Origin of the sequence: Streptomyces sp. NBC_00466, from assembly GCF_041433995.1 — a bacterium.
Lineage (GTDB): Bacteria > Actinomycetota > Actinomycetes > Streptomycetales > Streptomycetaceae > Streptomyces.
Genome location: NZ_CP107896.1, coordinates 4,434,320 through 4,448,026 on the forward strand (window position 1 = coordinate 4,434,320; position 13,707 = coordinate 4,448,026).

Genomic DNA, 13,707 nt, shown 5'->3' on the forward strand with positions numbered 1-13,707 from the left:
GTGGGGTGAACGCCCCATGCGGCGCACGGGCGTCGGTCTACAGTGGTCGCCATGTCAGGCCCGGAATTCGTTTCGCCGCCCCGCAGCATTCGCCGCGGGGCGGCTCTGAGTTTGGTCTTCGTGAGCGTTCTCGCCACGGCGGCGGCCACCAACTCCCTGCCGGGAGACGAGCGGACGCCCCGCCCGGCGCGAACCCGCAGCGCCGCGGCCACCGTCGACCGCGCCGAACTCGTCAGGGCGGCGTCGGACGCGGTCGCCGACGGCAAGTCCGGTACGAAGGCGGCCGAGGGTGTCGTCGGCCGCAGCGGCGACCGCTGGGGGGCGGTCTACGACCGGACCGACTACGAGCAGTTCGAGGACGCGCTCGACGGCGAGTACACCGGCGTCGGGCTGTGGGCCAGGCGCGTCCGCGACGGCCGGATCGAGGTGTCGCGGGTCCAGCCGGGCGGCCCGGCGGCGCGGGCCGGTCTCCGGGCCGGCGACCTGCTCCGTACGATCGACGGCCGCCAGGTAGGCACCCGCCCGGTGACCGACGTCGTCTCGCAGCTGCGCGGCGGCGACACGGCGTCCGTCCCGGGTACGCCGGTGGTCATCGGCGTACGGCGCGGCGCGGACACCGTGACGAGGACCCTGCGCAGGGCCAGGCTCACCACCGACCCGGTCACCGTGGCGCGGCTGCCAGGACGGGCGACGCTGATCAAGGTCACCGCCTTCACCAAGGGCTCGGGCGCCCGGGTGGACGAGGCCGTCCGGACCGCTCCCGCGGGCGGCGGCATCCTGCTGGACCTCCGGGGCAACAGCGGCGGCCTGGTCACCGAGGCCACCACGGCGGCCTCCGCGCTGCTGGACGGCGGCCTGGTCGCCACGTACGACGTGCACGGCGCGCAGCGCGCCCTCTACGCGCGCCGGGGCGGCGACACGGCCCGCCCGCTGGTCGTCCTGATCGACGGCGGCACGATGAGCGCGGCGGAGCTGCTCACGGGGGCCCTCCAGGACCGTGGCCGGGCGATCACGGTCGGTTCCCGCACCTTCGGCAAGGGCTCGGTGCAGATGCCGAGCGCACTGCCGGGCGGATCCGTGGCGGAGCTCACCGTCGGCCACTACCGCACGCCTGGGGGCCGCAGCGTCGACGGGCGGGGCATCACACCGGACGTGACGGCGGGCGATCGGGCGGAGGCGCGGGCCGAGACAGTATTGAGTGGCCTCGGGGGAGGGGCTTAGTGCGAAAATGGATGCACTATGGCTAAGGAAACCGGGCGGAAAATGATCGCCCAGCACAAAAAGGCACGGCACGACTACCTCATCATCGACACGTACGAGTGCGGTCTCGTCCTGACCGGGACCGAGGTGAAGTCGCTGAGAATGGGCCGGGCGTCCCTGGTCGACGGCTTCGTCCAGATCGACAACCACGAGGCGTGGCTGCACAACGTGCACGTCCCCGAGTACACCCAGGGCACCTGGACCAATCACAGCGCGCGCCGGAAGCGGAAGCTGCTGATGCACCGCATGGAGATCGACAAGCTGGAGTCGAAGGCACAGGAGTCGGGCCACACGATCGTGCCCCTGGCGCTGTACTTCAAGGACGGCCGGGCCAAGGTCGAGATCGCGCTGGCGAAGGGCAAGAAGGAGTACGACAAGCGGCAGACCCTGCGCGAGAAGCAGGACCGCCGCGAGACGGACCGGGCGATCTCGGCGGTCCGCAGGAAGCAGCGCGCCTGACCGACGGTGACGGGCCCGGCGCGGGGGAATACAGTGGCACCGTCGTGCGTTGGTCACGTACGATGGCACTGCACCCCACGGGGCGCGGTACCACCTTGAAAAAACAACATGGGGATGATCGGTTTCGACAGCGGCTGTCGAAGCAGGTGAAGCGAGCCGAGGAAGCGGCAATGATCTCGTAAACCATATGTCGCAAAAAATAATCGCCAATTCTAAGCGCGATTCCCAGTCCTTCGCCCTCGCTGCCTAATAAGCAGTGACTGAAGGACCCTAAATGGGTGTCAGCCCGGGGAAGTTCCCGACCCGGATCCTGGCATAAGCTAGGGAACTAAACCACCGGTCCCGGTCACGGGGATCGGTGGGAAATCAAACAGTGACTGGGCCTGTCGGAGACTTGTTCGCGAGATCTCCGGGGCCGAGAAAATCGCAGCGAACTGCGCTCGGAGAAGCCCTGGTTCTGCACCGTTGGACGCGGGTTCGATTCCCGCCATCTCCACCACCCCATGTGTGGCTCATGCCCTGCCGGATTTTTCTGGTGGGGCATGAGCCTTTTTTGTGGCCCTGGCTGCTGCAAGGGTGTCGCGCAAGAAGCGGGATTCAGGGCCAGTCGACCAGCCCACGGAACAGCAGGAAGACCAGGAGCAGGGAAACGGGGGCGCCCAGGGCCAGGAGCAGCCGGCGGTCGCTATTGCGTTGCTGCCACGCCAGGGACCAGCTTGCGAGCAGCAGGCCCAGGGGGAGCAGGAGGCCGAGAACGAATACGTTGAAGCCGGTGGCGTAGCTGGGGCTGAACCGATTGAGCTCGGCTTCGCTACAGGAGTCGCAGGCCATGGCGGAGAGCGCGGCCACGGCGAAGGCAAAGAGGCCGCACGGCAAGGTGATGAATGTGGAGACCAGCGGCGCGATCCAGGGGCGTTGGGTGCGGGTGTTGTTCTGTGCGGTGCCGGTGCCGGTGCCGGTGTCGGTGTCGGTATCGGACATGCGGCCACTCAACCCCACCACTGCTCCGGGAGCATGAGCTTCTGTACTCAGCAGCGGTGACGGATTTGCTCAGTGCCTCTTGTGTGCGGATCAGGCCGAACCAAGTCGGGCTGCGGAGCTGGCTCTGGTGTGCCGTACGCCGCAGTCCCGGGTGTCAGGCCCCGCTTCCAGCCGACCGGGTCCAGGAGTGGCTGGATTGGCGGGTGCCTTCGGTGATCTCGCGTCGGCCAAGGGCGTGATGGGCATTTCGCCGCGTCGGCAAGGGACTTCGGCCTGTTTGCGACCACGCCTGTCGGGACCGTGACACCCGCGGTGGTGTCACCCTTCGGTCGCGGATAGCGTTGGGGCCTTACTTGTCCTTTACCCGCCTGCCCCATGGGAGTCCGAGAGTGAACCGCCCGATTCGGCTAGTGACAGCCGCGCTCACCGTGTCCGCTGCCCTGCTGCTGGCTTCCTGCGGCTCAGGGGCTGGTAGCGACTCCACCTCGGGCAAGATCAAGGGGGCTGATGGCGGGACCGGGAAGGCGTCGGCTCCGGCCGGCGATACGACGTCGGCGGCGCCTGGTGGGGCCAAGCGACCGGTGATCACGTTTCCAAGCGATTTCCAGACGGACTTCCAGGGCTGGACGAACAGTGACCCGAAGCTTCAAGCCATTCTGAATGACGGACGGGAGCAGCTGAAGTCCGAATACGCTGCGATCATTGCTGCCGATCCGACGCCGACCGCCGATGCGGTGGCGTTCTACAATTCAGGCGCCTCCCTTGCGTCAACCCGCAAGTGGATCAAGAGTTACGTTGACACTGACGACAGTTTGACCGGGAAGATCAGGGTCTTCTCTCCGCAGGTCCAAATCAATGACACGGGCTCGGGTGTGCTCTTCTACTGCGTGGATGAGGGCAAGGCGTACACCAAGAACCGCAAGACCAAGAAGGTGACGGGCACCCCGGGCGACGTCAATCCGAAGCTCCAATACCGCACCACGCTGAACAAAACATCACAGGGAGTGTGGAAGACCGTATCCCTGAAAACGGCCCGGGGGGCGTGCAATTGATGCGCGCCTCGACTTACGTCTACGGAGCGCTGGTGTCGTGCCTGGCAATCGCTCTCTCGGCGCCTGCGGCGTATTCCATCGGTGACAAGCATGACAATGGGCCTGTGACGCCTCCAGCTGGCCCCTCTGGTGACGCCTCAGCCAGCACGCTCACTGCATCCGTCGGCACCAGCAGTATCAAGGTTACGCAAGTTGGTGGAGGGCCCGGAAGCAATGCCCCTAAGGCTCTTGCACCGGTGGATCCCAACTGGAAGCCCCCTGCGTGCTGGTACGAACCGGTCGCGACCCCTGAGCAGCTGAAGGCCGCGGTGGACCAGCTCAAGAAGGGCGGCGACATGGTGCAGGTCACGCCCTCGCTCAGCTGGGGAGAGGACCTGATGGTGAACAGCTATGAGAAAGGCAAGCCATCTGGCCCGGGCGAGGCGAGCTACAAGAACTTCAACCTCGGTAAGGACGGGATGTTCTGGCGTGGGGTCATGAACAAGGACATGGAGAGCGACATGGCGTCCTACAGCTGTGAGCGGACTCTGTTCTGGCAGGCCGCCAATACTGTCCCAAAAGACAGCCACGCCCCCACCCCTGAGGTCCTCGCCTCCTACGCCTATGACCGGATCAAGGTTCCGGACACGAAGATTGAACTTAAGCCGGCTGCCCAATCCACGGTGAATCTGCCGACTTGGGTGTGGTCGGAAAAGGGCAGGTTCAAGGACGTCAAGGTCCGTGCTGAATTGCCCCATACGAATCTGTGGGCCGAGACAACTGCCAAGCCCGTCAGTCTCCACCTGGAGGCCGGTACGCCGGACGCGGAGACCTACCCCGCATCCGGCGAGTGCCCGATCAACGATGACGGCAGTATCGGCGCCCCGTACAGCAAGGGTGACGCGGACAAGACGCCCCCGTGCGGCATCACGTACCTGCGGGCGACCAACGGCAAGGCGTATCAGCTGAAAGCCTCGGTGACGTGGCAGATCTCGTGGACAGGTTCCGGCGGGGCGAACGGGGATCTCCCGGACGGGGCCTTCGAATCCACGCAGGACATGAATGTTCAGGAGATCCAGTCCGTCAACCGATGACTCGCGGAAGAGGTGCCTGGCTACCGTTGCCGAGGGCTGCCCGCCGCCGCGCAAGTCCTCACCAGCGGACTCCGCCGACTGCGCTTCATCGCCCGCCAGCCCCGGACCGACATCATCACCCCGGCGATCTACCGGTTCCAAGTACTACCGATCCTTGACTGACCAGCCAATTCGACCAGCCCCAGCAACCCGAACGGCCGCACCGGAGAGTGGAACCCGGGGCCCACCTGTCACGACAGCTGGGCACTCGGCCTGCTCTGACCCCGGTAAATCTGCACTACTCAGACACAGAGCCCCGCCAGCGAACCGACGAGGACTTATGAACGTTCGAGGCTAAGGTGCAGAGAAGGAACGTCCCAGCGGGGAGGGGAACGACATGACCGATGCAAAACCGAAAGTGGACAATCCATACCGGGCCCGACTGGTTTCTCTGAAGCGGGAGTTGCTTCTTGAGGTTGACGATCTCAAGAAGCTTCTGAAGAAGCCTGCAGGGGATGTCGGTGGCAAGCACGCGCCCTCCTGGGTGGGTAAGAACGCCCGGAAGTGGCATACGGACATCGAAGGTCGCCGCACACATCTGCAGAAGCTCGTCAATGATCTCGTACCGGCGGTTCAGGCCGAGATCGATCGGTCTCCCGAAAAGGTGAGCCCGGCGGAAGCCAAGATGATGCGAATGGATCTGCAGGACAACTGAAAATAGTTGGAGGGGGATCATAGTGATCAGGCCCGATGAAGGCGGCAACGGCGGGGACTTCTCAGGGATCAACCCGGAGAGGCTGAAGGAGACAATCAGCGCACTCGAGAGGGACCAGAAGACACTGCATTCCAGGGCGTCGTACTACAAGCAGCAGTTCGAGCGCTACGGCATCTCGATAGCTAGTCCGAACGGGCTGATAAAGATTGCCGGTTGGGCCGACGGCGAACTGCCCATGCTGCGCAGGCGACATCACTTGGCGCTGAACATGGAAGTGGACTTCCCCGGCTTCAAGGGCATGACCCAGATCAACGAGAACGACGTGACTAAGTCCGCTGTGACACAGGCGAGAAAAGATGGCAGGGCTCTTGGTGAGGAGTTCAAGAAGGCGCTGAAGAGCGGAGACGTGGCCTCCGAAGACCTCTTCCACACCCTCGACGCCCACTCGAACGACGCCGATTACCTAGCGTCCTTCTACAAGGCGCTGGGCCCAGGTCAGGTGGCCTGGTTGGCCAACAAACTTGCCGACGATCAACCGTACGACAACCGGTACGCCGACCACCCGGACCAGCGCGGCTTCGACCGCGGCGTCTTGGCCGCGTCGCTCGGCAGCTTCACTCAGGTCGCAACCGAAGGCATGACGTCGAAGCAGAAGCAGGATTACTGGAACCAGTGGTTCGATAAGTTCGCCCTTGATCCGGACCACCAGGGTTTCCGGCCCGACCGGTTGATACCCCTCCTTGAAGGTGACACCCCCGACAAGGACTTTCTGGTGGCACTGGGCGACAGGGTCTTCAACGCGAAGTCCCGGACGCATGAGAACCAGTTCATGAACGGATCTGACCAAGGTCCGTGGAACAACGACCACTTCTCGCAGCTCTTCACCGCTCTATTGAAGAATCCCGCAGCAGCGGGAGAGTGGATGGAACACAATCCCACGGTTGTGAACGACGGCATCTACCCGGGCGGGATAGCGCACAGCAACCCGGCGCGGGAGAAGGCGTTCTTCAAGGTCCTGCAGGCCGGCACCATCGGGCTCGGAAAGACCGACCCTGCACTTGCCGAGAAAAATACGGCAATGCTCGTCATAAATAACTTCCACCACCAGAAAGACGACAACCTCAAGGGGGTTCACGCACTTCCAGGTGCTCAGGTGCTGTACTCCGAACTCATGGCGAAGAATTGGAACGCCATGGAGGGAGCCATCACCTCTCCGGCTCAGGACGGATACTGGAGCTCGGACAAGTGGGACTACACAAAGTTCAGCAAGAGCCAGAACCCTGAAGCGCCTGGCATTGAGGTGTCGCCCGACGTCTGGCAGGCCTTTATGCAGGAGTCGATCCGCGAGCCGCACGCTGCGGGGGCAATGAGCGCACTGTTTGATTCGAACCAGGAGAAGTATTCGCACCTGACAACGCTCGCCACCACGTCGAACCCTGAGGCCAAGCACTTCAACGCCTTCAAGCAAGGCCTTATGGGAAACTTTTACGCCACCGCCTACGACGCTACGGAGAAGGCGCTCGGCGATGACGCGCAGGCGTGGGCTGACGGCGTGAATGGCTTCAGGGGTGCACTGATCGACAGCGCGCTTACCGTTGGCAAGGGTGCGGCGGGTGGTGCGGGTCTGGCTGGCTCTGCGGCTGCTGCCACCGGTATCGGACAGGACCTCGCGACAGGACTGTTGACCGGATGGGTAAAAGACCAGATGTTCGTGAAGCCGAGCGAGGCTCCGAAGAATCTACTGAGCTCCATCAAGGCCTTGAAAGAGCTGAAACCGAACAACAACTGGCGTAGTGCGTTTAGCAGCAAGGTGGAGGTCCTGGCTGAACAGAACTTCGATCCACATAAGATTCCCGATTTTAAACCCGTTTCTTACTACGACGCCGGTAAGAAATCGCACGTATACACTGGAAATCCTTGGGGGAATCCGAAGTACATCACGTCATCGAAGGATGACTTCGTCAAGGCAATCAAGGACAACGACGGCAAGGTCGACGCCAGCAAGATGACGCCTCAGCAGCGGGAGTCGTACAGTCGCTGGCTTGCGGACCCCGCGGTCGTAGCTAAGTTCGGTAGCGACGGGGTCTGGGTACAGGTGATGGGGCAGAGATAGCGACTGCTGGGTTCAGGCGATGCGGGGTCCGTCAAGAACCCTTGTAGTCCCTCTGCACGATCTGCCAAGCAATGAAACCATCAGCATGCGACGGGTCGACTTCGAAAGAGAGAGCGTCGGCGTCGGTAAAGCCGAACGAATTCGGCCTGCGATCACAATTAATGTCGCTGTCTCCGGATGCCCCGGTGCTCTCCGACTTGTAGTGCATCACTGTCGTGCCTGCCCCGGCGCAGGCGATCTCCAGGACGTACCGCTTATCTCCACGCAACTTCCTTGCCTTGCGGCGTGTCACGCCGTCCTTCGCCGGAGCACCACCCTGCATCGCCGCCTTCCCCTTCGGAAGCGCAGCCTCGGCCTGCTTGCGGAGTTGTGTATCGCTCAGGGTCGTCGACGGTGACGGAGTGCTCAACGCGGGACTGGACACGGGAGGTGAGGAAGCTCCGCTCTTCGGCTCAGAACCACTGGACGTACAGGCAGCAGTGGTCAGCGCCAGGATGACGGTTGCGCCGAGAGTTGGCGCGGCTATCCGAAGCTTCCGATTCAGTATGCAGAGCATCGCTGCGGTAACTTTCTTCGTGGACGTCACAATCGGCTGATGGTACGGATCGCCGGGGCGATCAGAACGATGGTGCCACGGGGCGTCCCTCCTGCCGGTCGGCATCGGTGACCCGGCCCCGCATCACCGCAGTGCCCGTCCGGGATTGTTTCACGCCTGACGACGGCTGCGACGATCCGCGACAACGCATGCGGTCTTCCCCTGGCCCGGCGCTCTCCTGGTGATCCCGCACCGGCAATCGTGAGTCCCGTTGCGCGTGGGACATCGAGCCCACTTTGACGGGGATTTTCGGGGTTCGGGATGCGGACATCGGAGATCCATGCCTAGGAGCGAATCGCACGGTGGAAGCGGCAGAAGGGTGGCGGCTTCGGCGGCCTCGAACACCGCGATCGGGGCGGCCCCGTCCAGGCTCGCTCGCCAGGCTGTCCTTGAGTGCACTGACTCTCCCTGGGTGTGGATCGTCCTGGACGAGGCTGTTCTCTATCGCGTGCTAGGCGGCGGGTTGGTCATGCGAGACCAGCTCGCACGTCTGCTGGATTTGGGGAAGAGGCCGCGTATCCACGTGCAAGTGCTTCCCTTCGGGACTACGGATCCCGCTGCCATGGGAGGCTCGTTCACGCTCTTGGCCCTGCCGGACGGGCGCGAAGTGGGTTACGAGGAGGGCATCATCCTCGGACGCCTTGTTGAGGACGCGGACGAGGTCATGCGGAGAACGGTCCTTTTACGATCGGCTGCAAGCCAATGCCCTGTCTCCGGCGGCATCAGTGCGGTTGATCCGAACGGTGATGGAGGAGTACCGCTGATGCGCGCTGCACGAGTCGACCCGGCCGACGCCCAGTGGCGAAAGAGCACGTATAGCAACGGCCAGGGCGGCGACTGCCTGGAAGTCGCCGACGGGGTGTCCAGTGTTGTCCCCGTCCGCGACAGCAAGAACCCCGCCGGCCCCGGGCTGGTCTTTCCGGGGGCTGCCTGGGCTGTGTTCATAGACGCCGTGCGTCGGGATTGAGCAGTCTGCGATTCGTCAAGTCCGGTCGCATACAACCGCGTTCGCGCAGGTCGACGCCGGGGCCCGGGATTCCGCGTCCCGGTGGGGCGCGCTCTTCTTTAAAACAACGGGAGAGAAACCACTACCCAACCAACCTCCCAACTGCCCCCGTCACACGTACGGGTGATGGCGCCGTCGGTTGTCGGATCGGTGCGGTACGGTCGGCCGCAGCAGTGCCATCACGCACTCACCTTCACGTGTTCACCACCACAACCGAAAACAGACGGCCCCCGACAGGACGGCAATCCTGGCCGAGGGCCTGACCACTCAGGAAGAAAAGACCTTCCCAATGGCTGAGCCGCAGTTTAGCGCTGGCATGTCCGCGCTCCCCGAGGGCGTTCCGCGTGCCGGAGTCCTCCACGTACGTCACCGTCACACCGACCGGTTCACGGTGATCGGCAACCATCTCGCCCAGCACCCGCGCCTCTCCGCGACCGCGATGGGTCTGGCTCTGCACATCCTGTCGCTCCCCGATGGCGCCTCCGTCACCGCCAAGGCGCTGACCTTGCGCTTTCCGGAGGGCGAGACGACCATCCGCCGGTCCCTCAACGAGCTTGAGACAGCGGGTTACTTGGAGCGTCGGCGGGTTCCGCTGGGTGGTGGGCGTGTTGCCACTCGTACCTTCGCCTATGACAAACCGGGGTGTGCGCCTGAGCCGGACCGAGGCCCGCCGCCCCCGCCCCCGTCGCCGTCGCCGTCGCCGTCGATGGTCGTGCAGGCCGGTCGTTCGCTGCCCGTCGCAGTTTCCGTGCCGGGTCCCGTCGGCCCCGTACGCCCCCAGCCGCCGTTACTTTCCCCGCAGCCGCCCTCCGCGACCGGCCCCGCCGCTGATCTTCTGGCCCGGCTTCGGGTGGTCGACCCCCGGCTGCTTCTCTCCGCCCGCGATATCCACCGCCTCGCCCCGGCCGTCGAGGACTGGTTCGCTCGGGATGCTGCCCCGGCCCAGGTCACCCGTACTCTCACCGCGAACCTGCCGCGTGAGCCCGAGCCCATCCGGCATCCGGCCCGCTTCCTGGAACACCGCCTTGCCACGCTTCTTCCACCACCGCTTCCGGCCGGCCCCGCGCGGCAGCCCCTCGCCCCGCTCCGCACCTGCGACGGCTGCGAACGCGCGCACCGCACCCATGACCCGGCCGAGCTGTGCGCCGACTGCCGCCCGGCAGGCCGGGCTGTGGCCTGATGGCTTCAGGCGAGCGCTCGGCTTCCGGCGGTCGACGGGCGGAACGGACCGAGAGCGGTGAAGCGATCGCACGAGGGGCCTCGCACTCCGGCGGAGCCGCATCGCGGACCGCGTCGTAAACGACTGGCCGATCACATCGTCCGGGAGGGAGGCTGGGCACCATGACGACAACCTTGATCACCGGAGCCAACAAGGGCCTCGGCCATGAGACCGCCCGCCGCCTGCTCGCCGCGGGGCACACCGTCTACGTGGGAGCGCGCAACACCGACCGGGGCGCGGCGGCCGCGTCCGAGCTCGGCGCCCGGTTCGTACACCTCGATGTCACCGATGACGCCTCGGTCGCTGCGGCGGCTGCCGCCATTGAGGCCGACGGGGGCCTGGACGTGCTGGTCAACAACGCCGGCATCGAGGTGCGGTCGACGGAGGGCGCCATTGTCGGAGCCGCGGAGCTGACCGCCGACGTCATGCGGGAGGTGTTCGAGACCAACGTCTTCGGCCTGGTCCGGGTGACCCACGCCTTTCTGCCGCTGCTGGACCGTTCCGCCTCCCCGGTGGTGGTCAATGTCAGCAGCGGCACCGCCTCGCTGGCCCAGGCCGGCAAGGGGTACCCGGGGGTCGCGTACCCGGCCTCCAAGACCGCCGTCAACATGCTCACCGTGCAGTTCGCCAAAGCGTTCCCGCTCATGCGGATCAATGCCGTGGAGCCCGGCTACACCGCGACGGACCTGAACCGGCACGAGGGGACGCAGACCGTCGAGCAGGGCGCCGAGGTCATCGTCCGGATGGCTCAGCTGGGGCCGGACGGCCCGACCGGCGGTTTCTTCGGCGCGACGGGCTCCATCCCCTGGTAGGCGGCGACGTTCAGGACGCGGGCCACGATGCTGCTCGACCGGGGCCGTGACGTGGCAACGGCCGCACAGGACGGCCGTTGCCACAGGGACTGTCCGGCAAGGCAACGGAATTGGCCGTCAGTGTCCGGGGTCCAGGGCTTCGGGGTCTGGGGCATCGAAGCCCAGAGCGAGGAGGTTCTCTGGGACAGCGTCGCCGAACATCTCCTCAAGGTGCTTGGCCGTCTCGTCGGCAGCCTGGCTCATGCGGGTGAACATGGCCTGCTCGTATGCGGCGAGGCCGGACTCGATGTCGTCGGGGTCGGCGGCGAGGGCCTTGCCGAGTTCGGCACCGTCGTACATGGCCTGGTTGGCTCCTTCGCCGTCGGGGGCCAGCAGGTGGGCGGCGTCGCCGACCAGGGTCACGCCGGGCGTACGGTCCCACCGGTGCCCGGTGGGAAGGGCGTAGTGCGGGCGCAGGACCGGCGGGGTGTCGGTGTCGCTGATCAGTGCGGTGAGTTGGGGCGCCCAGCCGTCGAACTCCGCCGCGACGCGGGTGGCGGCCGCGGCCGGATCGGCGAAGTCGATGGTGTCGAACCACTCCAGCGGCCTGGTGAGTTCCACATAGGCGTGCAGGGTGTCGCCGCGTTCGCGGTGGGCGTGGATCACTTTTCCCGGCGCGGGGGCGAACATCGAACCGCCGCCGACCGCTTCCGATACGGCCTGGTGCCGCGTGTCCGCGTCGAACAGGTAGGTCTCGACGAACGACGTGCCGGCGTACTCGGGCATCGACTCGGACAGCAGCGGGCGGACCCGCGACCAGGCGCCGTCCGCGCCGACCAGCAGACTCGTGGTGACGGTGCTGCCGTCGGCGAAGGCCACCTCGTGGCGCCCGTCCCCGAGGCTCCGGGCGCCGGTGACCTTGCGGTCCCAGCGGACGGTGCCTTCCGGGAGTGCGTCCAGCAGCATCCGCCGCAGGTCCGCGCGCTGCGCCTCCGGGCGGCCGCCCGTGCCGTCGTCGGCCTTCTCGAACAGGACGGCGCCGTCCTGGCCCAGAGCACGTATCGCCTGGCGGCCCTCCAGGACGATGGTGCGGAACTCCTCCATCAGACCGGCCGCTTCGAGGGCGAGCTGCCCGTTGTAGTCGTGGATGTCGAGCATCCCGCCCTGCGCCCGTGCGTCCGGTGATGCCTCGGCCTCGTAGACCTCGACCGGGATGCCGTGGGTGTGCAGGACGCGGGCCAGCGTGAGGCCGCCGAGTCCGGCGCCGATGATCGTGACAGGGGTGCGCATGGTGGCTCCTTCGAGAGCGGTCGGGACCGGGCCGCCCGGCGAGAGCTCCGGTCGGCCTCTCTCCGGAACGGTGCCGGACCCCACCGACAAGCCTCCGATATCCGGCCGACAGCCCTCGTTGGCCCCTGACAGGTGACCGACACCGCGGGTCGGCGCCGGCGCCGGAGCCCGGCCACCGCCGGGCGGGTCCGGGCTCTCCGGTCGGGCGGCGGCCCAAGTAGATGACTGTTCAACTTTTTTGGCACCGTCTGCACGCCGGGCCGGCGTCGGGCACTTCGCGTCCGGCCCGGGGGGCGGGGCGGGAGGGTGTCGTGTCGTGCCAGGTCGGAGCCCCCGCGTTCCGAGGCTCCGCTCGCGCCGGACGGACGGCCTGTCCTGGCGCGAGTGCCCCCGGGGCGTCACTGCGGTCAGCGCTGACCACCCGATTTCGTCCTCGCGGGCCGGTCGGCGGGCGGTCGGCGTCCTGGGGCGCGAACAATGGCCCGAATTGATTTAAGGTTCAATCAATTTGAATGTCATGCTGGCCAGAGGGTCGGTGTCCACCCCAGGTATCCGGCCCAACACCCCTTCTGGCCAACGGAGATGACCCGTAATGAGCACCCAGACCCAGACCCAGACCCAGCCGCTCCGCCTCCACCACCACGCCTGGATCACCGACGACCAGGAAGCCAACCGGCGCTTCTACGAGGACGTGATCGGCCTGCCCCTGGTGGCCACGTGGACCGAGCGCGAGGTGCTGTCCGGGGCCGAGCGCGTCTACAGTCACGCCCTCTACGGCCTGGCCGACGGCAGCGCGCTCGCCTTCTTCCAGTTCGCCGACCCCAAGGATCAGGAGGAGTTCAAGACCGGCATCAACTTCACCCCCTTGCGCCACATCGCTTTCAAGATCGACGCGGAGGCCCAGGAAGTCATACGTGAGCGCGTCACCGCGGCCGGTCATACGGAGGCGAAAGCCCACGTGATCGACCACGGGTTCTGCGTCTCGCTGTACGTCACGGACCCCAACGGGCTGATACTGGAGTTCGTTGTCGACCACCCCGACGTGGAGAAGATCGACGCCGAGCGGCGCGCCACAGCACACGCCGATCTCGCCCGCTGGCTCGCCGGTGACCACGCCAGCAACAACCACTGGCGCTGACACCCGCAGCTCCGAGGGATGGTTGATGATCCACGA

At 65.8% G+C, this 13,707-nt stretch carries 14 protein-coding genes and 1 other RNA gene; 10 read left to right on the plus strand and 5 right to left on the minus strand.

The window, feature by feature from the left end:
• Positions 1 to 51 precede the first annotated feature (51 nt).
• The 3 genes from OG210_RS19835 (at position 52) to ssrA (ending at position 2,218) form a co-directional block, all read left to right on the plus strand.
• The gene (locus OG210_RS19835; protein ID WP_328327115.1) at positions 52 to 1,221 is read left to right on the plus strand and encodes a S41 family peptidase; all 1,170 of its coding nucleotides are present in this window, start codon (positions 52 to 54) and stop codon (positions 1,219 to 1,221) included.
• A gap of 18 nt (positions 1,222 to 1,239) precedes the next feature.
• On the plus strand, positions 1,240 to 1,719 hold the full coding sequence (smpB, locus tag OG210_RS19840; protein WP_328327112.1) for an SsrA-binding protein SmpB: 480 nt from the start codon (positions 1,240 to 1,242) through the stop codon (positions 1,717 to 1,719).
• Positions 1,720 to 1,829: 110 nt separating this feature from the next.
• Positions 1,830 to 2,218, plus strand: a transfer-messenger RNA (tmRNA) gene (gene ssrA, locus OG210_RS19845).
• A 98-nt stretch (positions 2,219 to 2,316) separates the two neighbouring features.
• Here the strand turns inward: ssrA and OG210_RS19850 are convergent.
• Positions 2,317 to 2,700, minus strand: coding sequence for a hypothetical protein (locus OG210_RS19850; protein ID WP_371537975.1), 384 nt, complete (start codon positions 2,698 to 2,700; stop codon positions 2,317 to 2,319).
• Positions 2,701 to 3,089: 389 nt separating this feature from the next.
• On the opposite strand from OG210_RS19850, the gene OG210_RS19855 reads away from it, so the two are divergent.
• The 4 genes from OG210_RS19855 (at position 3,090) to OG210_RS19870 (ending at position 7,632) form a co-directional block, all read left to right on the plus strand.
• Positions 3,090 to 3,752 carry a hypothetical protein gene (locus tag OG210_RS19855; RefSeq protein ID WP_328327108.1) on the plus strand — a complete coding sequence of 221 codons (663 nt, stop codon included), beginning with the start codon at positions 3,090 to 3,092 and terminating at the stop codon, positions 3,750 to 3,752.
• Positions 3,752 to 4,825, plus strand: coding sequence for a hypothetical protein (locus OG210_RS19860; RefSeq protein WP_328335446.1), 1,074 nt, complete (start codon positions 3,752 to 3,754; stop codon positions 4,823 to 4,825). The genes OG210_RS19855 and OG210_RS19860 overlap by 1 nt, the downstream gene beginning before the upstream one ends.
• 376 nt (positions 4,826 to 5,201) lie before the next feature.
• Positions 5,202 to 5,519: a hypothetical protein gene (locus OG210_RS19865; protein WP_328327106.1), complete on the plus strand. Its 318-nt coding sequence runs from the start codon at positions 5,202 to 5,204 to the stop codon at positions 5,517 to 5,519.
• Between the two features lie 22 nt (positions 5,520 to 5,541).
• Complete coding sequence (locus tag OG210_RS19870) at positions 5,542 to 7,632, plus strand: hypothetical protein (protein WP_328327104.1); 2,091 nt, start codon at positions 5,542 to 5,544, stop codon at positions 7,630 to 7,632.
• 31 nt (positions 7,633 to 7,663) lie between these two features.
• Here OG210_RS19870 and OG210_RS19875 read toward each other — a convergent pair whose 3' ends face one another.
• Entirely contained in the window at positions 7,664 to 8,218 is a 555-nt protein-coding gene (locus OG210_RS19875; RefSeq protein WP_371537978.1) for a hypothetical protein, read from the minus strand.
• A gap of 289 nt (positions 8,219 to 8,507) precedes the next feature.
• On the opposite strand from OG210_RS19875, the gene OG210_RS19880 reads away from it, so the two are divergent.
• Complete coding sequence (locus OG210_RS19880; protein WP_371537981.1) at positions 8,508 to 9,194, plus strand: DUF397 domain-containing protein; 687 nt, start codon at positions 8,508 to 8,510, stop codon at positions 9,192 to 9,194.
• Between the two features lie 232 nt (positions 9,195 to 9,426).
• On the opposite strand, the gene OG210_RS19885 is transcribed toward OG210_RS19880, so the two are convergent.
• Positions 9,427 to 9,690: a hypothetical protein gene (locus OG210_RS19885; RefSeq protein WP_371537984.1), complete on the minus strand. Its 264-nt coding sequence runs from the start codon at positions 9,688 to 9,690 to the stop codon at positions 9,427 to 9,429.
• Between the two features lie 330 nt (positions 9,691 to 10,020).
• A complete protein-coding gene (locus OG210_RS19890) occupies positions 10,021 to 10,350 on the minus strand; it encodes a hypothetical protein (protein WP_371537987.1) in 330 nt (109 codons plus the stop codon).
• 224 nt (positions 10,351 to 10,574) lie between these two features.
• On the opposite strand from OG210_RS19890, the gene OG210_RS19895 reads away from it, so the two are divergent.
• Positions 10,575 to 11,264: an SDR family NAD(P)-dependent oxidoreductase gene (locus tag OG210_RS19895; RefSeq protein ID WP_371537991.1), complete on the plus strand. Its 690-nt coding sequence runs from the start codon at positions 10,575 to 10,577 to the stop codon at positions 11,262 to 11,264.
• 117 nt (positions 11,265 to 11,381) lie between these two features.
• Here OG210_RS19895 and OG210_RS19900 read toward each other — a convergent pair whose 3' ends face one another.
• Complete coding sequence (locus OG210_RS19900) at positions 11,382 to 12,533, minus strand: NAD(P)/FAD-dependent oxidoreductase (RefSeq protein WP_328327094.1); 1,152 nt, start codon at positions 12,531 to 12,533, stop codon at positions 11,382 to 11,384.
• Positions 12,534 to 13,125: 592 nt separating this feature from the next.
• Between OG210_RS19900 and OG210_RS19905 the strand changes: the two genes are divergently transcribed.
• Positions 13,126 to 13,671, plus strand: coding sequence for a VOC family protein (locus tag OG210_RS19905; RefSeq protein WP_371537994.1), 546 nt, complete (start codon positions 13,126 to 13,128; stop codon positions 13,669 to 13,671).
• Positions 13,672 to 13,707 lie beyond the last annotated feature (36 nt).

Excerpts from the sequence above, each read along its gene's own strand:
- OG210_RS19905 (WP_371537994.1), top strand. The coding sequence starts at position 13,126 with ATGAGCACCCAGACCCAGACCCAGACCCAGCCGCTCCGCCTCCACCAC.
- OG210_RS19880 (WP_371537981.1), top strand. The coding sequence starts at position 8,508 with ATGCCTAGGAGCGAATCGCACGGTGGAAGCGGCAGAAGGGTGGCGGCT.
- OG210_RS19895 (WP_371537991.1), top strand. The coding sequence starts at position 10,575 with ATGACGACAACCTTGATCACCGGAGCCAACAAGGGCCTCGGCCATGAG.
- OG210_RS19865 (WP_328327106.1), top strand. The coding sequence starts at position 5,202 with ATGACCGATGCAAAACCGAAAGTGGACAATCCATACCGGGCCCGACTG.
- OG210_RS19900 (WP_328327094.1), bottom strand. The coding sequence starts at position 12,533 with ATGCGCACCCCTGTCACGATCATCGGCGCCGGACTCGGCGGCCTCACG.
- OG210_RS19850 (WP_371537975.1), bottom strand. The coding sequence starts at position 2,700 with ATGTCCGATACCGACACCGACACCGGCACCGGCACCGGCACCGCACAG.
- smpB (WP_328327112.1), top strand. The coding sequence starts at position 1,240 with ATGGCTAAGGAAACCGGGCGGAAAATGATCGCCCAGCACAAAAAGGCA.
- OG210_RS19835 (WP_328327115.1), top strand. The coding sequence starts at position 52 with ATGTCAGGCCCGGAATTCGTTTCGCCGCCCCGCAGCATTCGCCGCGGG.
- OG210_RS19860 (WP_328335446.1), top strand. The coding sequence starts at position 3,752 with ATGCGCGCCTCGACTTACGTCTACGGAGCGCTGGTGTCGTGCCTGGCA.